The sequence below is a fragment of the Acinetobacter sp. ABJ_C4_1 genome, assembly GCF_044538495.1.
GTDB lineage: Bacteria > Pseudomonadota > Gammaproteobacteria > Pseudomonadales > Moraxellaceae > Acinetobacter > Acinetobacter nosocomialis_A.
In genome coordinates, this window is the sequence record NZ_JBIUCQ010000006.1 from 117,856 (window position 1) to 140,724 (window position 22,869).

Annotated in this window: 24 protein-coding genes; 15 read left to right on the top strand and 9 right to left on the bottom strand. The window is 41.2% G+C overall.

Features of this window, described 5'->3' with window-relative positions; translation table 11 throughout:
• Genes hutH through ACIF8R_RS09815 form a run of 12 tightly spaced genes read left to right on the top strand, consistent with a single transcriptional unit; the run spans window position 1 to window position 11,495 of the window.
• Window positions 1-1,536 carry a histidine ammonia-lyase gene (gene hutH / locus ACIF8R_RS09760; RefSeq protein ID WP_396462495.1) on the top strand — a complete coding sequence of 512 codons (1,536 nt, stop codon included), beginning with the start codon at window positions 1-3 and terminating at the stop codon, window positions 1,534-1,536.
• A 9-nt stretch (window positions 1,537-1,545) separates the two neighbouring features.
• Window positions 1,546-1,974: a thioesterase family protein gene (locus tag ACIF8R_RS09765; RefSeq protein ID WP_039250438.1), complete on the top strand. Its 429-nt coding sequence runs from the start codon at window positions 1,546-1,548 to the stop codon at window positions 1,972-1,974.
• The gene (locus ACIF8R_RS09770) at window positions 1,974-2,603 is read left to right on the top strand and encodes an outer membrane lipoprotein carrier protein LolA (RefSeq protein WP_396480567.1); all 630 of its coding nucleotides are present in this window, start codon (window positions 1,974-1,976) and stop codon (window positions 2,601-2,603) included. Before ACIF8R_RS09765 ends, ACIF8R_RS09770 begins: the two co-directional genes overlap by 1 nt.
• Entirely contained in the window at window positions 2,578-4,893 is a 2,316-nt protein-coding gene (locus ACIF8R_RS09775) for an MMPL family transporter (RefSeq protein WP_396480464.1), read from the top strand. Before ACIF8R_RS09770 ends, ACIF8R_RS09775 begins: the two co-directional genes overlap by 26 nt.
• A 30-nt stretch (window positions 4,894-4,923) precedes the next feature.
• The gene (locus ACIF8R_RS09780; RefSeq protein ID WP_396480466.1) at window positions 4,924-6,219 is read left to right on the top strand and encodes an NAD(P)/FAD-dependent oxidoreductase; all 1,296 of its coding nucleotides are present in this window, start codon (window positions 4,924-4,926) and stop codon (window positions 6,217-6,219) included.
• A 2-nt stretch (window positions 6,220-6,221) separates the two neighbouring features.
• Window positions 6,222-6,767 carry a DUF3261 domain-containing protein gene (locus tag ACIF8R_RS09785; protein ID WP_396480468.1) on the top strand — a complete coding sequence of 182 codons (546 nt, stop codon included), beginning with the start codon at window positions 6,222-6,224 and terminating at the stop codon, window positions 6,765-6,767.
• Window positions 6,764-7,966 (top strand): beta-ketoacyl-[acyl-carrier-protein] synthase family protein, encoded by a 1,203-nt coding sequence (locus tag ACIF8R_RS09790; RefSeq protein ID WP_396480470.1) that lies wholly within the window; start codon window positions 6,764-6,766, stop codon window positions 7,964-7,966. Before ACIF8R_RS09785 ends, ACIF8R_RS09790 begins: the two co-directional genes overlap by 4 nt.
• The gene (locus ACIF8R_RS09795; protein WP_396480472.1) at window positions 7,966-8,391 is read left to right on the top strand and encodes a 3-hydroxylacyl-ACP dehydratase; all 426 of its coding nucleotides are present in this window, start codon (window positions 7,966-7,968) and stop codon (window positions 8,389-8,391) included. Before ACIF8R_RS09790 ends, ACIF8R_RS09795 begins: the two co-directional genes overlap by 1 nt.
• A gap of 23 nt (window positions 8,392-8,414) precedes the next feature.
• On the top strand, window positions 8,415-9,140 hold the full coding sequence (locus ACIF8R_RS09800) for a 3-ketoacyl-ACP reductase FabG2 (RefSeq protein WP_396480474.1): 726 nt from the start codon (window positions 8,415-8,417) through the stop codon (window positions 9,138-9,140).
• Window positions 9,140-10,366, top strand: a complete 1,227-nt coding sequence (locus ACIF8R_RS09805) for a beta-ketoacyl-ACP synthase (protein ID WP_396480476.1) — start codon at window positions 9,140-9,142, stop codon at window positions 10,364-10,366. The genes ACIF8R_RS09800 and ACIF8R_RS09805 overlap by 1 nt, the downstream gene beginning before the upstream one ends.
• An 11-nt stretch (window positions 10,367-10,377) precedes the next feature.
• Window positions 10,378-10,812, top strand: coding sequence for an excinuclease (locus tag ACIF8R_RS09810; RefSeq protein ID WP_396480478.1), 435 nt, complete (start codon window positions 10,378-10,380; stop codon window positions 10,810-10,812).
• A 26-nt stretch (window positions 10,813-10,838) separates the two neighbouring features.
• Window positions 10,839-11,495, top strand: a complete 657-nt coding sequence (locus tag ACIF8R_RS09815) for a 4'-phosphopantetheinyl transferase family protein (protein ID WP_396480480.1) — start codon at window positions 10,839-10,841, stop codon at window positions 11,493-11,495.
• Window positions 11,496-11,566: 71 nt separating this feature from the next.
• Here the strand turns inward: ACIF8R_RS09815 and secB are convergent, their stop codons facing one another.
• The 4 genes from secB to rsgA all read right to left on the bottom strand — a co-directional run bounded on the left by secB (window position 11,567) and on the right by rsgA (window position 13,894).
• A complete protein-coding gene (gene secB / locus ACIF8R_RS09820; protein WP_002053511.1) occupies window positions 11,567-12,025 on the bottom strand; it encodes a protein-export chaperone SecB in 459 nt (152 codons plus the stop codon).
• Between the two features lie 27 nt (window positions 12,026-12,052).
• The gene (gene grxC / locus ACIF8R_RS09825; RefSeq protein WP_000729828.1) at window positions 12,053-12,310 is read right to left on the bottom strand and encodes a glutaredoxin 3; all 258 of its coding nucleotides are present in this window, start codon (window positions 12,308-12,310) and stop codon (window positions 12,053-12,055) included.
• Between the two features lie 11 nt (window positions 12,311-12,321).
• Entirely contained in the window at window positions 12,322-12,738 is a 417-nt protein-coding gene (locus tag ACIF8R_RS09830; protein WP_000443006.1) for a rhodanese-like domain-containing protein, read from the bottom strand.
• A 97-nt stretch (window positions 12,739-12,835) separates the two neighbouring features.
• Complete coding sequence (gene rsgA / locus ACIF8R_RS09835; protein WP_396480482.1) at window positions 12,836-13,894, bottom strand: ribosome small subunit-dependent GTPase A; 1,059 nt, start codon at window positions 13,892-13,894, stop codon at window positions 12,836-12,838.
• Window positions 13,895-14,019: 125 nt separating this feature from the next.
• Between rsgA and orn the strand changes: the two genes are divergently transcribed.
• From orn to ACIF8R_RS09850, 3 genes are all read left to right on the top strand, one after another.
• Entirely contained in the window at window positions 14,020-14,586 is a 567-nt protein-coding gene (gene orn, locus ACIF8R_RS09840; RefSeq protein WP_000099436.1) for an oligoribonuclease, read from the top strand.
• A 156-nt stretch (window positions 14,587-14,742) separates the two neighbouring features.
• The gene (locus tag ACIF8R_RS09845; protein WP_002053496.1) at window positions 14,743-15,474 is read left to right on the top strand and encodes a Bax inhibitor-1/YccA family protein; all 732 of its coding nucleotides are present in this window, start codon (window positions 14,743-14,745) and stop codon (window positions 15,472-15,474) included.
• A gap of 136 nt (window positions 15,475-15,610) precedes the next feature.
• Window positions 15,611-16,414, top strand: coding sequence for an enoyl-ACP reductase (locus ACIF8R_RS09850; RefSeq protein WP_002027450.1), 804 nt, complete (start codon window positions 15,611-15,613; stop codon window positions 16,412-16,414).
• A gap of 69 nt (window positions 16,415-16,483) precedes the next feature.
• On the opposite strand, the gene ACIF8R_RS09855 is transcribed toward ACIF8R_RS09850, so the two are convergent.
• From ACIF8R_RS09855 to lptE, 5 genes are all read right to left on the bottom strand, one after another.
• Complete coding sequence (locus ACIF8R_RS09855; protein WP_396480569.1) at window positions 16,484-17,881, bottom strand: efflux transporter outer membrane subunit; 1,398 nt, start codon at window positions 17,879-17,881, stop codon at window positions 16,484-16,486.
• A 22-nt stretch (window positions 17,882-17,903) separates the two neighbouring features.
• Window positions 17,904-19,898 (bottom strand): MacB family efflux pump subunit, encoded by a 1,995-nt coding sequence (locus ACIF8R_RS09860; RefSeq protein ID WP_263612918.1) that lies wholly within the window; start codon window positions 19,896-19,898, stop codon window positions 17,904-17,906.
• Window positions 19,899-19,900: 2 nt separating this feature from the next.
• A complete protein-coding gene (locus tag ACIF8R_RS09865) occupies window positions 19,901-21,241 on the bottom strand; it encodes a MacA family efflux pump subunit (RefSeq protein ID WP_263612919.1) in 1,341 nt (446 codons plus the stop codon).
• A 107-nt stretch (window positions 21,242-21,348) separates the two neighbouring features.
• On the bottom strand, window positions 21,349-22,338 hold the full coding sequence (gene holA / locus ACIF8R_RS09870; protein ID WP_019458091.1) for a DNA polymerase III subunit delta: 990 nt from the start codon (window positions 22,336-22,338) through the stop codon (window positions 21,349-21,351).
• A 20-nt stretch (window positions 22,339-22,358) separates the two neighbouring features.
• Window positions 22,359-22,868: an LPS assembly lipoprotein LptE gene (gene lptE, locus ACIF8R_RS09875; protein ID WP_134262251.1), complete on the bottom strand. Its 510-nt coding sequence runs from the start codon at window positions 22,866-22,868 to the stop codon at window positions 22,359-22,361.
• Between the last annotated feature and the right edge of the window lies 1 nt (window position 22,869).

Consider the following 22,869-nt stretch of genomic DNA (forward strand, 5'->3'; position numbering starts at 1 on the left):
ATGCGTGTGTTAACCGTAGGGGAACAACCACTTTGCATTGAAGATGTTGTTGCTGTAGCCAGAGGCGAATGTCAGGTTGCTTTACCTGCGTCTTCTGAATGGCGTGAACTGATTCAAAAAGGAGCTGATTTTCTCGATCAGTTACTTGAAGAAGAAGGGGTAATCTATGGTGTGACCACGGGTTACGGTGACTCATGTTTAGTTGAAGTTCCATTGCATCAGGTCAATGAATTACCGCTGCATCTTTCTCGTTTTCATGGCTGTGGTTTAGGTGAAAACCTTGATGTAATCACCGCACGTGCAGTCGTTGTTACTCGTTTATGTTCATTGGCACGTGGTTATTCAGGTGTGTCGATTGCTTTGCTGGAACGCTTAGTTTGGTTGCTCAATGAAAATGTGATTCCGGTTATTCCATCTGAAGGTTCGGTGGGGGCAAGCGGTGATTTAACGCCATTGTCTTATATTGCGGGAACTTTAGTTGGTGAGCGTGATGTTTATGTCGATGGACGAATTGTTCCGGTTGCTCAAGTGTATGCCGAAAAAGGGTTGCAGCCTTTAACACTCAGACCGAAAGAGGGCTTGGCCCTTATGAATGGTACTGCGGTGATGACGGCAATTGCATGTTTAAATTATAAAAAAGCCGAGCAGATTGCTCTTGCAAGTACTTTAATTACTGCGCTGAACGTATTGGCATTGGAAGGTAATCCAAGTCATTTCGATGAAGTTCTGTTTGCACAAAAGCCGCATCCCGGGCAGCAACAGATTGCCAAGCAATTACGTGATTGGCTGAACAGTGAAGTACAAACAGCACATCAGAGTCCACGCCTGCAAGATCGTTACTCATTACGCTGTGCGCCGCATATTATTGGCGTGTTTGAAGACTCAAAAGTATGGTTACGTCAGTTTATTGAAAATGAGCTGAATTCGAGTAACGACAATCCATTGATTGATCCTGTCGGCATGCGTGTATTGCATGGCGGTCACTTCTACGGTGGACACATTGCACAGGCAATGGATAGCTTAAAAATTATGATTGCCAATATTGCCGACTTGATGGATAGACAGATTGCACAGTTGGTTGATCATAAAATGAATCATGGTTTACCACGTAATTTAACAGGTGCAACGGCTGAACGTTTGCCACTGAATCATGGTTTTAAAGCTGTACAGATTGGAGTCTCCGCGTGGACAGCCGAAGCGCTAAAAAACACCTTAGCTGCTTCAATTTTTTCACGTTCAACCGAATGCCATAACCAAGACAAAGTCAGTATGGGAACCATTGCTGCACGTGATGCGAGCCGTGTGATTACCCTGACACAGCAAGTAATTGCAGCGCTATGCTGTGCGAGTGTACAGGCGATTCATTTGAAAGGTTTAACGGAACAATTAAGCCCAACATTACAAGCCTTCATGCAATGGACCTTACAAAGCTTTGCATTTGTCGAAGAAGATCGACCATTACAAACCGAATTACAACAGATTGTTGATCGTTTAGACCAACTTGAATTGTTTAATGAACCAGAATTTATGGGATAAGGTGAGCGAATGCATGCGGATGTAATCATTGAGATTCCATTTCATGATGTTGATACCATGAATGTGGTTTGGCATGGACACTATTTAAAGTATTTTGAAATTGCACGCTGTAAATTGCTTGATCAATTTCATTACAACTATATGCAAATGAAAGAATCTGGTTATGCATGGCCTGTGATAGAAAGTCACGTCCGTTATGCATATGGTATTGAGTTTGAACAAAAGATTCGGGTTCGGGCTATTTTAAAAGAATGGGAAAACCGTTTAAAAATAGACTATTTAATTTTTGATGCCGAGTCTGGAAAGCGTTTAACCAAGGGTTATACCACACAGGTTGCTGTAAATATTGCTAACCGTGAAATGTGCCTTCAGTCACCTCAGGTTTTATTTGAACGTTTAAATGCGTGGTCTGAGTTCCAGCCAACGAGAGGAGCATGATGTCTAAATTTGTTAAAACTTTAGGGATAGGTCTCGCAGTCTGGATGGGCAGCTTGAGTGCCGTTTATGCGGCCTCAACAGAAGTGACACAGATTTTTCAGCAGTTGGCACAAACGCCGATTGTCCGTGCTGATTTCGAGCAGCAAAAGAAATTACCGTCTTTGAATAAAACTTTTGTATCCAACGGTTCTTTATTATTTGCGAAATCTTATGGTGTGGCATGGCAAATTAAACGTCCGGTACAGGCGGATCTCATTGTTACTCCAACCAAACTGGTACAAAAAACTCAGCGAACATTTAGCCAGATTCAAATTGATCAATCGCCTTATAGTTCTGTTGCAACACTCTTTTTGCAGTTAATGTCAGGCAATGAACAAGCCTTGGCAAAGAACTTTAATGTAGTGAGTGCAAACTATAGTCCAGCGGGCTGGAATATTAGTTTAACGCCAAAAAGTAGCTTATTTAAAAAACTGTTTGTGCGTGTAGATGCTCAAGGTCAACAGTATGTAAACCAAATTGTGATTACCGAAAAAGCCAATAATTTGACCACAATTCGCTTTAGTCACCAGACTTCTAAACCGACGACTTTAATGGCTGCCGAGCATGCGCTTTTCCAATTGGCAAAATAAATTTACTGTACTGTGGCTAATCGCGCTCTTACTCATGGCTGTGGGGTTGGGTATAACGTGGCTTAAAAAAGATATCCATATTCAGACGGATATTTTTGCGCTATTGCCAAAAATGCAGCAGGACCCACAGCTTGCACGTACTCAGCAGTATATGAATGAGCAACTCAATAACAAAGTATTTGTTATAGTTGATGCTAAAGATGAATCTGAGATACAACGCGCGACGGAGCTTTTAACGGTACAAGCCAAAAGTAGTGCATTATGGCAACCTTTAAAACCACAACTTGATTTTGATCAATTTGCAAAGCAGCTCTATCAACATCGGGTAGGTTTGTTAAGCGAGCAAGACCAGCAGTTACTACAAAAAAAAGACTACTCGGCTCTTAGCGAACAAAGCTTAATGCAGATGATGAGTCCGGGGTTACCTGTGACAGCAGAATCACTTAAGCAAGATCCATTACTCTTGTTTACTCGTTATGCCATGCAATTGGCAAAGCCATCGCAGCAAGATATTGAAATGGAACAAGGCTTTGCGACTATTCATCATGATCAGGGGCTTTCACGGTTATTTGTATTACAGTTAACCCAAAGCCCATACAATATTGATTATCAAGAACAAGTATCGAACTGGATTGATCAGACCAAACAAAAATTAGCTGCAATCGGGCTAAATTCCCATTGGACGGGAACGATCTTATTTACGAATTTTGGAACGCAATCAGCTAAAGAGGAAATCTCGACCATTGGTGTTGGTTCGACATTAGGTCTGATTTTTCTAGTGTGGTTTGGTTTCCGCTCATTACGTCCTATGGCTACAGAATTTATTGCTGTTTCGACTGGAAGCTTTGTTGCATTTGCAGTGACTCACTGGATATTTGGGGAAATCCATCTCATCACTTTAGTATTTGGTGCGAGTCTAATCGGGGTTTGTGTCGATTTTTCTTTTTACTTCATGGCAATGCAATCGCAGCATAGAAAGCTTGGTGGTTTCCAGATTTTATTACCTTTATTGCCTAGCTTATTTATGGGCTTAATGACCACCTTGGTGGCTTATGTCTTTTTGAGTTTTACACCATTTCCCGGGTTTAGACAGATTGCGGTATTTTCAATTGTCGGATTAACTGCGGCTTGGATTAGTAGTGTGCTTCTGTTACCAAGACTACCGGCACTTAATGCCCAGCCAGCCATACATGCTTTGTCATGGATTGGACAAACACGACTGTGGTTTCAGCAACGTGCAAAAATACGTTATAGCTTGATCGCGACTATTTTAGTTGCAGGTACAGTTAGTCTTTTCTACCTTAAAACAAACGATGATATTCGTAATTTGCAAGGTATGGATGCGAGCTTAAAGCAGCAAGATCAAACTGTACGTGAACAATTTGGACAACAACAAGGCAGTGATTATTTTGTGGTAAAAGCCGCCTCTGCAAATGAAATGCAACAACAGGAACAACAACTCATTGGACAGTTGCAGCAGTTACAGGCAAAAGGAGAAATTTCTGCATTTCAAGCTTTGGGACAGTGGATTCCACCGTTGGTTCAACAGCAACATAATGTGCAGCTATTACAAAGTATTCCACGCTCGACTTTAGAACAATATGCACAAAGTATGGGGTTAAATGTGGCTGATGTTTTGCAATGGCAACAGCAGCTCGCGAAACAACCCCTATTGGATTTTACCGTATTTAAAGATCATCCTTTAGCTTTTTTACAGCTCCAAGCGAATGAGCGTTTGGTTATGGTGACAGGAATAAAACATCCAGAGGTTTTAAAAGGGCTACAGTCTCAATATGTGCATTTTCAGCAACCGATTGCAACAATGTCGCAAATGTTTGCCGAGCATAGAGTACAGGCTCAGCATCTTCTGATTTATGCGTTAATTGGATTAACACTAGGCTTAGCTGTTATTTATGGACTAAGTTCAATTGTGCCTCTAGTTCTGCCTGTGAGTTTGGCGTTATTGAGCACTTTTGCTGTTCAGGCGTGGTTAGGTGTAGAAATTAATTTGTTTAGTATTATGGCGACTTTCCTGATCATTGGGATTGGTGTCGACTATGCAATTTTTTATCGACATGGGCATGATCATCCACAAGTAGTTGGAATGGCGTTATTTTTATGTATGATGTCGACCTTACTTGGCTTTGGATTACTTTCATTTAGCCATACGTATGCAATTCACTGTTTTGGTTTGACGGTTTTATTTGGGGTTATTTTCTCATTCATCTATGCGACTTTATTCACCCCGGCAGATGAAAAACATATCGTGAATTTACAAGACCATTCATAATTTGAATAAATTAAAAAGGAAAGTTGTGCTATGAGCACTTTAGAAAAAATTGATGTAGTGATTATTGGGGCGGGTCCATCAGGAAGTTCTGCTGCGGCACTTCTGCGCAAAAAAGGCTATAAAGTCGCAGTTTTGGAAAAGCAGTATTTCCCACGGTTTTCAATTGGTGAGTCATTACTACCGCAATCTATGGCGTTTTTAGAAGAAGCCGGTTTACTAGAAACAGTTCGCGAGCATGTCGAGCAATATGCGTTTCAATTTAAAAATGGTGCGGCCTTTTTACGTGGTAAACAACGCAGTTTTTATGACTTTACTGAAAAATTTACCGATGGGCCGGGGACGACTTGGCAAGTTCGCCGTGCCGATTTTGACAATTTACTTGCTAAACAAGCTCAGGCTTATGGGGCAGACCTCCGTTTTGGGCATGAAGTTTTAGATGTAGATGTAGCACCGGAACAACCTATTCTTACGGTATTAGATGAAAATCAGCAAAGCTATCAAATTCAAACCAAGTTCTTACTTGATGCAAGTGGGTTTGGTCGAATTTTGCCAAAATTGTTAGATTTAGAGAGTCCATCAAACTTTCCGGTACGTCGTGCGCTGTTTACTCATATTGAAGATGGAATTACGGATGACCCTGAGTTTGACCGTAATAAAATTTTAATTACTGTACATGAAAAAGACCACCGTGCATGGTATTGGCTAATTCCATTTGCTGACGGCAGAGCTTCTTTTGGTGTAGTGGCTGAACAAGATTTCTTTGACAAATACACAGTTGAAAATGCTGCCGATAATGAGCCAGAGGCAATGTTTAAACGCATTTTAGCTGACGAACCAAGCTTGTCGGAGGTACTTCATCAAGCTAAGTTTGATACACCAGTACGTACTTTGGTGGGCTATTCTGCCAATGTTAAGCATTTGGCAGATCGCAATTATGCACTTTTAGGGAATGCGGGTGAGTTTCTTGATCCAGTGTTTTCATCAGGAGTGACTATCGCGTTAAAATCTTCCAGCTTGGCGGTTCCTTTGGTTGAGCGTGTTTTGCAAGGTGAACAGGTAGACTGGTTGCAAGAATATGAAAAACCGCTGCGCCGTGGCATTCAGGTGTTTCGTGCCTATGTTGAGTCATGGTATGAAGGTGAATTTCAGGACGTCGTTTTTTCACAAAATCAGAATGATGGCATTCGCCGTATGATTTCATCATTACTGGCGGGTTATGCATGGGACGAAAAAAACCCAATTCATAAAAATGCCAAACGTAGACTTAACACCCTAGCAGAATACTGTCGTGAAGGCTTAACGCAAGAACAGGTATTAGAGGTATAAGCATGCAGCGCAAATGGATGATGATATTACTTGGTAGTTGCCTATGTTTTACGGGCTGCCAAGTGATGCCACATGCGAAAGGTTTACAAAGTCCCTTATGGCAAACTCAAGCTTATCAAAGACAGGATCAGGTTGAAGTTCAGTGGAAACAGCAAAGTTTTAGTTTTTTGCTTTATCAGCAACAGCAAGGAACTGTACTGGATATGGTCGCTTTGAGCTTGACTGGTCAACAGCTGTTTAAATTACAGTTTGATGGGCAACGAGTTCATGTAGAGCAGCGTATTGACCAAATGCGCTTATTACCTTTTGAATTTGTGGTACGTGATCTTTTATTTGCGACCTACCCAAAATTTTCAAGCTTGGGACAGCAAGCTGTAGAAATGAAGCAACAGGCTGATAATCAGGAGATTTATATTGATAAACAGCCTGTATTACAGATCAAGAAAGGTCAGGGAAGTATCGAATTACTTAATCAGCAAGTTCCTTATAGCATGACGCTAAGTTCGATTGAAAATACCTTGCAGCCTCAAAAAAGCAGTACACCATGAGCGTTTCATCTATAAATAATTCTGCTCAAATGGCAGTCGGCATACAGTTCAGTGTGGGTTTATCTGCATTAGGTTGTGAACCTGATCAAATCAAACAAGCATTACAACAGCCACAGCAAACCTTGACTTTGCGTGATGATTTAATCGCTGATCGTAATGTTTGGGTGGGACAATATACGCACCCATTGTGTTCGAGTGTGCCGGATGCCTTACAGTCTGTCGATTCTCGTAATTTAAGATTTGCTCTGACTGCTTTAGCAAAAATTGAAACCGAACTAAAAAGTTATACAGAGAAGTTTCCATCAAAACGTTTAGCGATTGTGGTTGGAACCTCTACTTCTGGTATTTCCGATAGTGAATTGTTACTTAAGCAATATTTTGAAGGACAGACTCAACAACTCATTTCTCACCGACGTCAGGAAATGAGTTGTTTGGCAAAGGCCTTACAACAGTATTTAAATTGGGAAGGGCCAGCATATACCATTTCTACTGCTTGTTCCTCAAGTGCTAAAGCTTTGGCTGCTGGGCAGCGTTTGCTACAAGCCGATTTAGCTGATGCAGTACTAGTAGGTGGTGTCGATACTTTGTGCCAACTCACACTCAATGGATTTAATAGCCTAGAGAGTTTATCTAGCGATATTTGTCAGCCATGTGGGGCTGGACGTGATGGTATTAATATTGGTGAAGCCGCAGCCTTCTTTTTGCTCACTAAAGAGCAAACACCTGTCATGTTAATGGGTGCGGGAGAATCAATGGATGCATGGCATATTTCTGCTCCGCATCCGGAAGGTAAAGGCGCTGCGATCGCTATGGAACGCGCATTGGAGATGGCAAATATATCTGCACGAGATATTGGATATTTAAACCTTCATGGAACTGCAACTCCACAAAACGATGCCATGGAAATAAAAGCTGTACGACAAGTCTTTGGCGATTATCAAGTTGCCTTAAGTAGTACCAAGCATAAAACTGGACATTGTCTTGGTGCGGCTGGTGCTATAGAAGCGTTTATTTGTGAGCAGGTTTTAAAAGATCAGAGCTGGCTACCATTACATCGAGATGTTGAGATTGATCCGGATTTGGCTGACCAAAACTATGTGCAAAATGCCGAACTAAAACAATCCATTCGCTATGTAATGAGTAATTCTTTCGCTTTTGGGGGAAGTAATATTAGTCTTGTTTTTGGAGTGAAGCCCTAATGAAACTGGAGGCAATTCAATATATTCCTCATGAGCAACCAATGGTATTTATAGACCATTTAACTGAGGTTGCAGAAGGGCGAGCACAAGCTGAGCTAACCATTACACCTGAGCTTATGTTTTGTGAAGCAGAAGGTTTACCGACATGGGCAAGCATTGAAATTATGGCGCAAACCATTAGTGCTTACTCAGGCTGGCAAGGCCAACAGTCAGAACAAGCACCAAAAGTCGGATTTTTATTGGGAACACGTAAATTACATTTACCTATTCCTTATTTCGCCTTGGGTTCTCGATTGATCATTCAAATAGAACAACAATATTTTCATGAAGGACTTGGGCAATTTTCCTGTGAAATTCAATATGCTGAACACTGCATTCAGGCAACGTTAAGTGTATTTGAGCCAACAGAATCACCATTTGAATAACCACAAAGAATTAGGAATACATTGTGACAAGACGAATTTTAGTAACGGGTTCAAGTCGAGGAATTGGGAAGGCGATTGCATTACAACTGGCAAAGGCTGGTTTTGATGTAACGGTACATGCACGTTCACGTCAGTCAGAAGCGGAGCAAGTCGTACAAGAGATTCAGGCATTAGGACAAAATAGCCATTATTTAATGTTTGATGTAAATGAGCGCAGTACGGTTCAGCAAATTTTAGAACAAGATGTAGAGCAGCATGGTGCTTTTTATGGCGTGGTTCTCAATGCTGGGCTTACCCATGATGGTGCTTTTCCTGCACTCACTGATCAAGACTGGGATGAAGTGATTTCGACTTCATTAGATGGTTTCTATAACGTTTTAAAACCGCTCATTATGCCAATGATTCACTTACGCAAGGGCGGGCGTATTGTCACTTTATCTTCTGTTTCTGGAATTATGGGTAACCGTGGTCAGGTGAACTATAGCGCTGCAAAAGCAGGTTTAATTGGTGCGACCAAAGCCTTGGCACTCGAGTTGGCAAAGCGAAAAATTACCGTGAACTGTGTTGCACCGGGGCTGATTGAGACCGAAATGGTCACCGATGAAGTTAAAGAACATGCACTTAAAATGATTCCGTTACAACGCATGGGACAGGTCGATGAAGTGGCGAGCGTAGTGAAATTTTTATGTTCAGATGAAGCCTCTTATGTAACCCGACAGGTGATCTCTGTAAATGGAGGACTCATCTGATGAAACGCGTTGTTGTAACAGGAATGGCTGGAATTACCTCTTTAGGTGAAACTTCCGACGAGATTTTTGATCAATTTAATGCAGCGAAAAGTGGCATCCGCTATATGCCTGAATGGGAACAGTATGTTGACCTTCGGACTAAGCTTGGTGGTCCAGTCGAAACATTTCATGTTCCTAAGCACTTTAACCGTAAAGTGACCCGTGGTATGGGGCGTGTTGCGCTCATGTCTGTGGTATGTGCTGAAACAGCTTTGCAAAATGCTGGTTTACTTGGGCACGAAATTTTGTCCAGTGGTGAAACAGGCGTTGCATTTGGTTCTTCTGCGGGGAGCGTAGAGGCTGTAGGTGAGTTTGCAAGCATGTTGCTTCATCAGAGCATGAGTAAGATTAATGCAACCACTTATATACGTATGATGGCCCATACCAGTGCTGTTAATATGACCGTATATTTTGGCCTAAAAGGCTTAACTTTACCGACGTCTAGTGCTTGTACTTCTGGCTCTATGGCCATTGGTCAAGCTTATGAAGCAATTAAATATGGCAAACAACTAGTCATGATTGCGGGTGGTGCAGAAGAGCTCAGTGCTGCGGGCGCGGCTGTTTTTGATGTTCTATTTGCCACAAGTAATATGAATGATCAGCCAGAAAAAACACCACGTCCATTTGATGCAAAACGAGATGGTTTAGTGATTGGGGAAGGAGCAGGCTGTTTAATTTTAGAAGAATACGAACATGCTAAAGCCCGCGGTGCACATATTTATGCTGAACTTATTGGATATGGAAGCAATACTGATGGCCAGCATGTAACTAAACCTGACGCTGAAATGATGGGGCGTTGTATGGAGTTGGCGCTTAAAGATGCATCTTTGCAGGCTAGTGATATTGGTTATGTAAATGCACATGGCACATCGACCGATCAGGGGGATGTAGCAGAAAGTCAGGCGACAGCAAAAGTTTTAGGACGTAAGCCAATTAGTTCATTAAAAAGTTATTTTGGACATACGCTGGGGGCATGTGGCGCTATTGAAGCTTGGCTCAGTATTGAAATGATGAACCGTAATTGCTTTATTCCGACATTAAATCTAGATGAAATTGACCCACTTTGTGGAGATCTGGATTATATCGTTCAGCAACCTAAAGCGCTCGATGCAGACATTATTATGAGCAACAATTTTGCTTTTGGTGGGATTAATACTTCACTTATTTTTAAACGTGTTAAACAATAAGGAACACAACAATGTTAAATAGGAAACTTTTATTGGTAGCAATGCTGAGTGCTGGTTTTACTGCTACCGTTCAGGCTGCTGATGAAGTACATCATTTAAACTTTAAAGAAGCTGTAGACCGTGCCGTAGCAGATGGAACTTTGGATGGCTCTGTAAAATTTTATTTAAGTGGTACAAAGTCGGGGGGTAAAGTCATTCAAAAAGATGTGGTAACCAATAAAAAGACCAATGGTTTTGCTAAATCAGCAGAAGCTTCATGTGATTGGGTTTTACGTTCAGCGCTTATTCAAATGCAAAACAATGCTAAAGCACAAGGTGCAAATGCAGTGACCAATATTGTGAGTTATTTTAAGTCCAATGAAACGCGTAGTACGACGACATATGACTGTTATAAAGGCACAATGATGGCTGGCGTAACGCTTAAAGGCGACATCGTTAAATTTTAATTAATTGAGTAAATAGGGTAGAGATAATGTCTGAACATATTATAGAAGTTTATACACAGGCATTATCTCAACTTCTTTTAAAGTCCAAACAAGACTTTCCCGACTTTCGTACATTTAACGATTATAAAAAGCAGCAAATACAATATATTAAAAATAAGCTATTAGCTCAAAAGCTAAATGTAAATCCAGAAGATTTGATATTTGCAAAACATGAGTATGGCAAACCTTATTTGTTAAATCATACGTTGCATTTTAACCATTCACATAGCCAACAATATTATGCTTTGGCGCTAAGTGAGCGGGTTAAAGATATTGGTATAGATGTTGAAGAACTTGACCGTAAAGTACGTTTAGATAGTTTGGCACAACATGCCTTTCATCCTGATGAATATGCAACATGGCAAAATCTAGAACAAGATAGAGAGTATTGGTTTAAGGTCTGGACGACTAAAGAAGCTGTTCTAAAAGCATCCGGCCTTGGTATACGTTTAGATTTAAATACTTTAAATACTCAAGCACACCCTACCAACCATGGCGGATTATGTTCGCATGAACTTATTGGAACGTTTGCTTATCAAAATTTTGTTTTAGGTAACATGATTTTAACGGTCGCATGGCGTTCAGAGCAGTCTTGCCGTGGGTTTCAGTTCCCTTCTATTCAGCTTCATTCACTTGAAGGATAGGGTGAGCCAAATAGCACATATAAAAAAACCGCGAATTACGCGGTTTTTTTAGTTTAGAGCAAGCTATAAAATTAAGCTTGGCCTTCAACAGCCGCAGCTTGAGCACGTTCCATATTTGCTTCGAACTCTGCATCAAAGTTGATTGGAGTAAGAAGTAATTGTGGGAAGCTACCCTTAGTAACTAAGTCGTTTACAGCTTCACGTAAGAACGGGAACAAAATGTTCGGGCAGTATGCACCCAAAATGTAAGGTAAGCGATCTTCTTCGATGTTATCGATTAAGAAAATACCAGATTGAGTTACATCTACGATGAACGCTGTTTCATTGTCGTTATTGGCTTGAACCACAACTTTTAAAGATACTTCAAAGTGAGTTGGGTCAATCTTTTCAGCAGCAGAAGAAAGATTGATGTTAAGTTCAGGTTGCCATTGTTTAGTAAAAACTTGTGCCCCTGGAACCTCAAAAGAAATATCTTTTGTATAAATACGCTCTAAAGCTAATTGTGGTTGAACTTGTTGTTCTTCGCTCATTGTTTTTTCCTTAATATGGATGCGATGTTAAGCCAATAATTCGTCGAGTTTACCTTCACGCTCTAAAGCATAAAGTTGGTCAAAACCACCGATAAACTGATCATTAATAAAAATTTGTGGAACAGTACGATGGTTTGTACGTTGCATTAATTCAGCACGTACTTCTGGTGCTTCAACAGAAAGATTTACTTCTTTGTAAGCAACACCTTTACGCTCAAGTAATTGTTTCGCGCGAACGCAGTACGGGCATACAGAAGTTGAGTAAACAATGACATTTGCTGCCATAACAATTCTCCTTAAGCTTTTGGTTTGCTTTTAACGAGAGGTAAGCCTTGAGCTTTCCAGTTACTGATACCACCATCAAGGCGATAGCTGTCATGGTGAGCGACTTTCTGTAAAGCGCTACCAGCAACTTGCCCTAGGTTGCAAATAAATACCAATGGACGGTCACTTGCTTTTAATTCATCAGCATGACTTGCAATTTGGCTATAAGGAATATTGCGGCTACCACTAATGTGACCTTCGCGGAAGTCTTTGCTATCGCGTAAGTCAATCAAAAGAGCATTTTTCGCTTTCACTAAAATACCAAGCGACTGTGGAGAAATTTTACGACCGTTACGTTGACCTTCAAAAATGAAGAACAATACGATCAAGACTCCGAGTGTACCAAACAAAATGGGGTGATTCCCCATAAACTCTAACCAGCGTTCCACAAGTCACCTAAAAAAATTAAAAACAAAATTGACCTAGAGTATAGCGTATATAGATGGTGATCAAAATCACCACTTCAAGGGCAAAAGGGGTAGAAAATTAGTTTTTTTGCTGCGCTTCTTGAATCTCATCGATTAAACGTAAGAAGCTATCTAAGCGTCGTGGCAAAATTTCACCTGCTTCAACAGCCTGTTTTAAGCCACAGTTCTTTTCATGAGTATGCGTGCAATTACGGAACTGGCATGAACCTAAATGCGCTTCAATTTCAGGGAAGCCCATACGAATTTTTTCTAAATCGAGATGCCAAAGCCCAAACTCGCGAATCCCCGGCGAATCAATTAAGGCACCATTTTTACCAAAGTTGATTAAGCGCGTAGAGGTTGTGGTGTGTTGGCCAAGTGCAGAGTTTTCAGAAATGATATTGGTTTTCTGCTCGGCATCTGGAATAAGCACATTAATAAGTGAGCTTTTACCAACCCCTGATTGACCGACAAAAGCAACGGTTTCACCATCAAGTCGTTGAGACAATGCTGAAATATCACCTTTAGAATGACAAATCAAGCTCTCATAACCTAAATCTTCATACTCTTTAAGCATGTCGAGAATCGGGTCATTTTCAGTCAGTAGATCTGATTTATTCAGCACTAAAAGAGCAGGAATATTTGCATCTGCACATGCTACTAAGTAGCGGTCAATCAAAGTAGGTGCAGGTTCTGGAAGCGGAGCAAAAACAATAACGATTAAACTGATATTTGCTGCCACAGGTTTTACTTTGTGATAACGATCTGGACGAGTAAGCAGTGAAGTACGTGGGTGAATTGCAGTAATAATCCCTAAGCCTGTGTTAGGGTCTGCTTGCCACTTCACTCGGTCACCCGTGACCAGTAATTCAAGATTTGTACGCGTGTGACAGCGCCAAATACTTTTTAATTCAATCGGTTTCCAAAATGGTTCTAGTTCGCCTTCGGCAACTTGAGGTTTTTCTGGGTGATGCTCGGGTACAGAAAGTGCCTGTACTTCAAGTTGACGGCCATAGTGCTGTACAACCAGCCCATCTAGATCTTGTGAAGTATCGACTTCTTCTTGGCGAGTTTTATGCTGTTTTTCAATACGGCGTTGCTGTTGCTCAGTTAAACGACGCTTACGAATTAGAGCCATTCATATCCCAAAAAAACCATTGTTTGAAGACCGCAAAAATAGCACGAAGCTGGTATGGAATTACAGCGCAGAAGCAAGAAATTTGCTACTATTGATGTTTTTACGGCATTTTAGAACGTACATACATGAGCAGTACTTTAAATACACGATTAATTTGGATTGATCTGGAAATGACCGGTTTAGATACCGACAACGACCAGATTATTGAAATCGCAACAATTATTACAGATGATCATTTAAATGTACTTGCCGAAGGTCCGGTTTTGGCTATTCATCAACCTGATCGTATTTTAAATGCAATGGATGAGTGGAATACTCGCCAGCATGGCCAGTCAGGTTTAATTGAGCGAGTTCGCCGTAGTAAATTGACAGCTCGTGACGCTGAGTTACAGACTTTAGAATTCCTAAAAAAATGGGTCAATCCAAAAGTTTCACCAATGTGTGGTAACTCGATTTGTCAGGATCGCCGTTTCTTGCATCGTCTTATGCCTGAGCTAGAGCAGTATTTCCACTATCGTAATCTCGATGTATCTACGGTAAAAGAGCTCTCAAAACGCTGGCGCCCTGAAATTATGAGTGGTCTGAAAAAGAATGCATCGCATTTAGCAATGGATGACATTCGTGACTCAATTTCTGAACTTAAGTATTACCGCGAATACTTTTTCATTATGAATACTGATGGTAAAGATTAATGACGTTGTTCAAGTGAAAATGAAAAGGGGGCAGTAGCCTCCTTTTTTATTGTTTAAAGGACATTGTTACAATAATGCCAAGGGCTAATTTGGCTTTCATATTCATTTTGCTTAAAATGATGTTTTAAGTTTATTTATTATAAAAAGAGAGCATTTATGCAAAGTAATAACCCGATACTGACCCGTGTTGAAACGGTCAGTGACTACAGTCAACCGATGACCGTGCAAGGTGCGATTCAAAAATCTGTGATGTTGACCATCATTGCTGCCGCAGTGGGTGTCGCTTTATTTTTCTATGCAGCCTTTACTGCAAATGTTGGTATTGCTTACGCAGCTTCAATTGTGGGTGCAATTGGTGGCTTGGTTTTAGCTTTAATCACAACGTTTAAACCAACGACTGCACCAACTTTAGCAATTCCTTATGCTCTATTTGAAGGAGCATTTATTGGTGGTATTTCGTTTACTTTCCAGTTGAAATATCCGGGTGTTCCTCTTCAAGCGTTATTGGCAACCTTTGTCACTACTTTGGTGATGTTTGGTCTATATAAGTTCCAAATTATACGCGCAACTGAAAAGTTCAAATCAGTTGTGATCTCTGCATCTTTGGCGATCTTTATTGTATTTATCGTGCAGATGGTTATGCGTTTAGCATTTGGTTCAAGTATTCCTTATATTTTTGAAAGTAACTGGTTAGGAATTGGTTTTGCTGCATTTGTTGCAGTCATTGCTTCACTTAACCTGATTTTAGATTTTGACTTGATCGAAACCAATGCAGCATACCGTGCTCCAAAATTCATGGAATGGTTGTGTGGTATTGCGTTGCTTGCAACTTTAGTTTGGATGTATATCTCGTTCTTACGTCTACTTGGCTTATTGTCTGACGACTAAAATTTAGATTATAAAAAGTCGCTCCTGCATAGGGGCGATTTTTTTTCGTGCGATTTTTGAAAAAAGATGCATTATGCAATTTCGAAAAACGTTGAATATTGGCATTATGCTGAAAATTGTTTTGAGTGAGATCGGCATGACACAAGGACTTTTAGCAGGTAAACGCTTTTTGATTGCAGGCGTTGCTAGTAAATTATCAATTGCTTATGGTATTGCACAAGCATTACACCGTGAAGGTGCTGAGCTTGCATTTACTTATCCAAACGAAAAATTAAAAAAACGTGTAGATGAGTTTGCTGAGCAATTCGGTTCTAAGCTTGTGTTTCCATGTGATGTAGCAGTTGATGCTGAAATTGATAATGCATTTGCGGAACTTGCAAAACATTGGGACGGTGTAGACGGTGTTGTGCACTCAATCGGCTTTGCACCTGCACACACGCTTGACGGTGACTTCACTGACGTGACTGACCGTGACGGTTTTAAAATTGCTCATGACATTAGTGCATACAGCTTTGTTGCAATGGCACGTGCTGCAAAACCTTTATTACAAGCTCGCCAAGGTTGTTTATTAACTTTGACTTACCAAGGTTCTGAGCGCGTTATGCCTAACTACAACGTAATGGGTATGGCGAAAGCTTCTTTAGAAGCTGGTGTTCGTTACTTGGCATCAAGCTTAGGTGTTGATGGTATCCGTGTAAACGCGATTTCTGCGGGCCCAATTCGCACTTTAGCTGCTTCTGGTATTAAATCTTTCCGTAAAATGTTAGATGCTAACGAAAAAGTTGCACCATTAAAACGTAACGTAACCATTGAAGAAGTGGGTAACGCAGCGTTATTCCTATGCTCACCTTGGGCTTCAGGTATTACTGGTGAAATTCTATATGTAGATGCTGGTTTCAATACTGTAGGTATGAGCCAATCTATGATGGATGATGAATAAGTTTTAAAATTTATTCAGACATAAAAAAAGCCGTAGTTGAAGGACTACGGCTTTTTTACTGGGCGCAAGTTATTGCGGCAGTTCTTTTACAGGTGAACCACCTAATGCCTGCATAAGGGTGACATAAGCGTTGTATTGGCTTTGTTTGGTTTCAACAAGGCTTAATCTTGCAGTACGTGTAGTTTGCTGGGCATCAAGAAGTGTTTTTAATGCAACAGCACCATAACGGTAGCGCACTTCGGTTAAACGTTCGGTTTTTTCTGCAAGTTCAACATTACGTTGTTGCAGCTCTACTTGTTTGTCGAGTTCTGTGCGGCTTGATAACGCGTTTTCTACATCAGCAAAAGCCTGATAAAGTGTTTGGCGATATTGAATAATCGCTTTTTCATAATCAAGGTTGCTAATCGCGATATCTTTTTTCATATCGTTATATTGCAAAAACGGTAAGCTCAAACTCGCCCCAAGCGTGAGGGCAGGGTTACGTAATAACTCCGTTAACGATGTACTGCTTGAACCTAAACTACTGGTTAAGCTAATTGATGGATAGTAGCTTGCTTTAGTCGCATCTTTGGTTGCTAGTGCTTTTCTCAAGCGAAGCTCGGCTGCTTGCAAGTCAGGGCGACGTGACAAAATATCCGCTGGTAAACCCGCACCAATAGCAGGCAGCGCTGTACGTGGTAAACGCTGTGGTTCTTGGATGTTGAGCTGCTGTACAGGCTCATGCAATAACACGGCAATGGCTGTACGTGTTTCAACAAGCTGTTGTTCAATTTGACTTAAACTTGCTTTTTGGCTTTGAACAGACTGCTCGGCTTGCGTAAGGTCTAAGCCTGAAACTGCACCTGCTTTATATTGGGTTTGAACTAACTGATAAAGCTTTTGTGAAGTGGCTAAGCTTTGCTGCGCAGTTGCATAACGTTCATTTAAATAGCCCAGTTGCCAGTAGAGTTTCGCTGTAGTGGCAATCAGGCTTTGCCCTGTAGACTGTAAGTCTTGTTCAGACGCTAAAGCTTCCCATTTACTTGCTTCAGTTTGACGAGCAAGCTTGCCAAACAAATCAAGTTCATAACTTACGCCTGCACTTAAGGATAGTCCTTTAGCACTATCATCGCCTGAATTTAAATCGAAACTATGACCTGTAGAAACATTTGAACTAGTACGTAAGCCTTGTTGATTTGCAGTTAAATCAGCTTTTAAGCGAGCTTGCTTTAAGGTGATCCCTGCAACAGCCAAATCACTATTGCGTTCTAATACGTTGTTTACGAGTTGGTTGAGCTGCGCATCGTTAAAAAGCGTCCACCAACGGTCAGAGTATTGTGCAACTGATACGGTTTTCGTTTTAGTTGGATTGTCGTACTGAAAGCTACCCGGAACCTGTACAGACGGTGCTTGGTAAGGTGTTTTAACCATCGCTGCACATCCCACAAGAGAACTGGTGAGGAGAAGTGCTGCGCTAAGTTTAGTCATTGAAAAAGACATGCAATTTTCCTTATTCTCGTGATAGTGCTGCAACAGGGTCGAGTTTTGCGGCATTTTTAGCAGGCAAGAAACCGAATACGACACCAATTAATGTTGAGCAAACAAATGCAGCCACAATAGAAGTCGTTGAGTATGCCACTGCGAAATTACCTGCGGCCACTTTGTTAATGAGTTGTCCTAGGCCGAGCGAAAGTAATACGCCGAGTACACCACCAATTAAACACACTAAAATTGCTTCGATTAGGAACTGCTGCAAAATATCACTTTGTCGAGCACCGACAGCCATACGCACACCAATTTCTTGCGTACGTTCAGTCACCGAAACCAACATAATATTCATTACACCGATACCACCAACCACCAGAGAAATGACAGCAATTGCTGAGACCAGAAGCGTCATGGTGCTGGTTGTTTTCTCAATGGTTTGACGAATACTGTCACTGTTCATGGTGAAAATATCTTGGGCACCATGTCGTTGCGTTAATAAGTTAACAATCGCGTTTTCAGCGGCGCTGGTCGAGTATTTATCGTTAATACGTACGACAATATTACGAACATGGGCTTGCCCTAACATACGGCTCATGACCGTGGTATAAGGCATATACACGTTGAGTGTGTCATCTGAACCCATACCGCTAGTTTGAGGTTCTACAATCCCGATAATACGAGCTGGCACACTACCCAGTAATACCACTTGCCCAATTGGATTAGTGCCATCACTAAAGAATTGTTTTTGAGTATTGGTATCAATGACTACATCTTGCGAACGATCTCGCACACTACGCTGGTCAAAGGTTTGACCATCTTTGAAGACAAGTCCCTTTACGTCAAAGAAGTCGTTACTTACGCCGTTAATGGTCGCATTTGCTTCATTTTGTTGATAACGCATAGTCTTGGATGTGCTGACCATTGGACTGACCGCACTCACATAAGGCTGCGTCATTAATGCATCGGCATCGGCAGGCACCAGCGTTTTAAAATTGGCTGTTTTGGAGTTATCACCAAAACCACGACCTTGGAATACTGTAATTGTGTTAGTACCGAGGCCACTAATATTTTCCAAAATCTGCTTTTGTGAACCATTACCCAGCGCTACCACCGTTACGACAGATGCAATACCAATAATGATGCCTAGCATGGTTAAGAAGGTACGCATACGGTGGGCATTCATGGACAGTAAAGCCATTTGGAATGCTTCAGATAAGCGGTCTAAGGTTGAACGCCAAGCTGAAATACTTTTGCCTTTTTTCTGCTTGTTTTGTAGAGCAGGGGCTGCATCTGGGTCAGATTTAACTTCTTCTACAGATTGGTCTGGAACATTAGGACGATCACTAATAATTTCGCCGTCACTAATTTCGATAATACGCGTTGCATTTTTTGCAACTTGCATATCGTGTGTAACCAAAATAATGGTGTGACCAGCCGCATTGAGTTCACGCAAAATTCGCATAACCTCAACACCACTATGTGAGTCGAGTGCACCTGTTGGTTCGTCGGCTAAGATTACATCGCCGCCATTCATTAAGGCGCGGGCAATCGAAACACGTTGCTGTTGACCACCGGAAAGTTGGCTTGGTCTGTTCTGGGTTTTAGTGCCCAGACCCAACTCAGTGAGTAGGGCTGTTGCACGTTGTTTACGGTCCGAAGGAGTAACACCTGCATAAACAGCTGGAACTTCAACGTTACCTTCGGCAGATAAGTCACCGAGTAAATGATAACGCTGGAAAATAAAACCAAAATATTCACGGCGTAACTGCGCTAACTGGTCGGGTTCTAGCTTACCGGTTTCTTGACCATTAACCTTATAACTACCACTTGTTGGGCGGTCCAGACAGCCCAAAATATTCATGAGCGTTGATTTACCAGAGCCGGACTGACCGACAATGGCAACCAGTTCACCTTCATAAATGGTCAGGTCAATGCCTTTTAAAATTTGAATCGTGCTTTCGCCAGCTGGGAATTCCCGGACCAGATTGCTGACTTCAAGCAAAGCTTGTTTTGTCATGCTTACATTCCCATTGGACCGCTACGGCGACGGTTATTACCACTATTTGCAGAAGCAGCAGAGTTTTCTGAACTATCGGCAATCACAACCTGGTCACCTTGTTTTAATCCGGCAAGTACTTGTGCGTTTACACGGTTGTTAATACCCACCAAAATTTGCGTTGGTTTAGTCGTACCATCTGCTTGTAAAATACGAACGACACTGAGCGTTGCTTTGCCTTGTTCAATAAGTTGTTTTTGTTCAGGAGTTAAATTTAAGCGTTCTAAACGAGCACCATTACCTTCATGTTTCCGCTCTGCTCTTGGTGTAGAGCTTGCTTTGTCAGCTGTTTGGCCAGGTTTTCTTTGACCAGAAAATTGTTTACTACTTAAAGCAGAAGATGGAACCAATAAGGCATTTTTTGCTGAATCTAATACGATATAAACTTGAGCAGTCATATCAATACGCAATTTGCCATCTGTATTTGGAACGTCAAATAAAGCGTTGTAGTAAACAGCTGAACTGCTAGTTGAACTTGTTGTGCTGTTTGATTCACTAGAAATTGAATCTGGAGCTGGTTCAATCTGACGTAATGTCGCATAACGCTTGCTGTCATCGCCTAGAGTAGTGAAGTAGACCTGTTGGCCTTTTTCTACTCGCATAATATCGGCTTCACTCACCTGCGCTTTAATCGTCATATTCTGCAGTTTTGCAATTTTAACGATTGTAGGAGCGCTTTGGTTCGCGTTTACGGTTTGGCCTTCTTCAGTCACAATCGCAACAACCGTACCATCAGTTGGCGCAACAATACGTGTATAGCCAATGTTTGTTTGTGCTGTTGAACGAGTAACTTTTGCAGACTCAATTTGTGCATCTAATGCTTTAACTTGTGCCTGAGCGGTTTTATAAGCAGCTTCAGCTGACTCTAAATCTGCACGAGGTGTTGCATCTTGAGCATACATTTGTTGCTGACGACGATACTCAAGTTGTTTTTCATTTAAAGATGCCACTTGTTGAAGGCGCTGTGCTTCTAAGTTTTTAATATTGGCATCGGATGTTTTTAAACTGTTTTCTTGGGTAGTCGAGTCAATTTGTGCAATGAGTTGACCTTGTTTGACCTGATCGCCAAGCTGTACATACATCTTTTTAACCTGACCAGATACCTGAGCACCGACACTAATCAGTTTGGTTGCATCAAGCGTACCAGTTGCAAGTACATTATTCTCAATATCTCCGCGAGTTACCTCAGCTGTAATATATTGAGGTTGCTGTTGTTTAGGCTTTAAAAACTTCCAAGCTAATACAGCAATAACGGCTATACAGACGACAATAATAACGAGTTTAATTGGCTTTATTTTTGGCATGGCGAGAGGTCAGAAAGTCTAAAATTTTAATTAGTATAAGAGTCAATTGAGGATAAAACGTGAATTTTTATGATATTTCAATCAAGCAGGCAAAGGATTTGACTGCTCTATTGTATAAATAATGTTTTCCCACACAACTCGGCAATCGCTTGTTGCATTAAATGTTCGGCATTTTCATTAGACATGCCTTTAATTGCCGCATCGATTTGCAAGAGTAGGGTAGACCAGCCTAAAAACTGCTGTGGATTAAGTCTTCTTAACGCTTGCTGATATAAGCTGACTTTGGTTTTCCAAATACCAAGTTGCAATGCATTATGCGGTTGTTCGAACAACTGCATGAGTAAACGCATTTCTTTACTTAATGTCCATAAGATTAGGCTTTCAGGTTCACCAGAACCAATTAAATACTGAAAAATCTTAATCGACTGGGCGAGATTACCTTCTAATAAAGCATCGCTTAAGTCGTAAGTGGTGTAACGGGACTGATCTTGTAGACATGCATATAACTGTTCAATTTGAATCAGCTTCTGGTCTGGGAAAGTATCACGTACACGCATCAAGCTATTTTTAGCAGCGAGTAAATTGTGTTCGTGATGCTGCATGAGCCACTGCCACGCGTCATTGTCGAGTTGAATTTCGAGCTTCTCTGCTTCAGCAGTTAAAATTCTTTGACGGTCTTGCGGATAGTTGGCAGTCAAAGCAACAACAACGCCGTTTGCTTCGACAACTTGGAAAAAAGCAGACTTTAAACTGCTACTGTCTTGTTTAGGTAAAACAATTAATAGCAGGTTAGTTTCATTATGCTGAATATAGCTTTTAAGCTGTTTTAGACCATTTGCATCGGGCTTGATATTGCCGTGAACTTCAATCGCAAGTTGCTGCGAAAATAAAGACAAGCTGTTCAGTGCATTAAAAACATTTTTCCAGTCACTCACGCTACTAATGTCATAGCGCTGTCTTTCAATGTCTTGCTGCTGCCAGCTTTTGCGGAAAGTATCTAATAAGTTTTGTTCAAGTAATGGTTCCTGTCCATGCAGAATCCACGCACCCCGAGCTTCCGGAATGCGTTTAAGAGCTTGTAAATAGTCAAGTTTCATTACTTAAGAACAAATAAATCTTATGGTTGAGCTTTTGGTAAGCGGTTTGCTGAAATTTGACGAGTAATTTGCTGTGCAATGTCATCAATCACAATACGTTGTAAGTAGCCTTCTTGCTGGTTCTCAGTGTTAACCGTTGCTAAGTCGTATTGATAACTACGAGATGCAGTTAAAGTACGCGGCTCGGTAATTTTATTACCTTGACGGTCTTCAATTTGGAAGGTCACAGTCAAGCGTAACAACACTTCTGTAAGCTTACCATTTAGAAGTTGACGACGTGGTGTGTACTCTAAAACATGAAGAACATACGCATCATTGTCATTGCTGAACTGAACACCATTTGCAGCTAAATACACTTTTAATTGTGTTTCTAGGTCATCGGTTTTTGCCGGTAACTCAAGGCTTAACTTTTTATAAACAAGTGGAGTCGCAGTCGGGTTAGTTCCTTTTAAATGGAAACCACACCCGACTAAGCCTGCACTAAGGCCTAAGGTTAAAACAACAGCGGCTAAACGTTGGGCTAAGTGCATG

Coding starts and splice junctions, on each gene's coding strand:
- ACIF8R_RS09780 (WP_396480466.1), top strand. CDS start 4,924: ATGAGCACTTTAGAAAAAATTGATGTAGTGATTATTGGGGCGGGTCCA.
- ACIF8R_RS09860 (WP_263612918.1), bottom strand. CDS start 19,898: ATGACAAAACAAGCTTTGCTTGAAGTCAGCAATCTGGTCCGGGAATTC.
- rsgA (WP_396480482.1), bottom strand. CDS start 13,894: ATGGCTCTAATTCGTAAGCGTCGTTTAACTGAGCAACAGCAACGCCGT.
- ACIF8R_RS09850 (WP_002027450.1), top strand. CDS start 15,611: ATGACACAAGGACTTTTAGCAGGTAAACGCTTTTTGATTGCAGGCGTT.
- secB (WP_002053511.1), bottom strand. CDS start 12,025: ATGAGCGAAGAACAACAAGTTCAACCACAATTAGCTTTAGAGCGTATT.
- ACIF8R_RS09805 (WP_396480476.1), top strand. CDS start 9,140: ATGAAACGCGTTGTTGTAACAGGAATGGCTGGAATTACCTCTTTAGGT.
- ACIF8R_RS09775 (WP_396480464.1), top strand. CDS start 2,578: ATGCGCTTTTCCAATTGGCAAAATAAATTTACTGTACTGTGGCTAATC.
- ACIF8R_RS09845 (WP_002053496.1), top strand. CDS start 14,743: ATGCAAAGTAATAACCCGATACTGACCCGTGTTGAAACGGTCAGTGAC.
- holA (WP_019458091.1), bottom strand. CDS start 22,338: ATGAAACTTGACTATTTACAAGCTCTTAAACGCATTCCGGAAGCTCGG.
- ACIF8R_RS09765 (WP_039250438.1), top strand. CDS start 1,546: ATGCATGCGGATGTAATCATTGAGATTCCATTTCATGATGTTGATACC.
- grxC (WP_000729828.1), bottom strand. CDS start 12,310: ATGGCAGCAAATGTCATTGTTTACTCAACTTCTGTATGCCCGTACTGC.
- ACIF8R_RS09770 (WP_396480567.1), top strand. CDS start 1,974: ATGTCTAAATTTGTTAAAACTTTAGGGATAGGTCTCGCAGTCTGGATG.
- orn (WP_000099436.1), top strand. CDS start 14,020: ATGAGCAGTACTTTAAATACACGATTAATTTGGATTGATCTGGAAATG.
- hutH (WP_396462495.1), top strand. CDS start 1: ATGCGTGTGTTAACCGTAGGGGAACAACCACTTTGCATTGAAGATGTT.
- ACIF8R_RS09815 (WP_396480480.1), top strand. CDS start 10,839: ATGTCTGAACATATTATAGAAGTTTATACACAGGCATTATCTCAACTT.
- ACIF8R_RS09855 (WP_396480569.1), bottom strand. CDS start 17,881: ATGACTAAACTTAGCGCAGCACTTCTCCTCACCAGTTCTCTTGTGGGA.
- ACIF8R_RS09865 (WP_263612919.1), bottom strand. CDS start 21,241: ATGCCAAAAATAAAGCCAATTAAACTCGTTATTATTGTCGTCTGTATA.
- lptE (WP_134262251.1), bottom strand. CDS start 22,868: ATGCACTTAGCCCAACGTTTAGCCGCTGTTGTTTTAACCTTAGGCCTT.
- ACIF8R_RS09810 (WP_396480478.1), top strand. CDS start 10,378: ATGTTAAATAGGAAACTTTTATTGGTAGCAATGCTGAGTGCTGGTTTT.
- ACIF8R_RS09795 (WP_396480472.1), top strand. CDS start 7,966: ATGAAACTGGAGGCAATTCAATATATTCCTCATGAGCAACCAATGGTA.
- ACIF8R_RS09785 (WP_396480468.1), top strand. CDS start 6,222: ATGCAGCGCAAATGGATGATGATATTACTTGGTAGTTGCCTATGTTTT.
- ACIF8R_RS09790 (WP_396480470.1), top strand. CDS start 6,764: ATGAGCGTTTCATCTATAAATAATTCTGCTCAAATGGCAGTCGGCATA.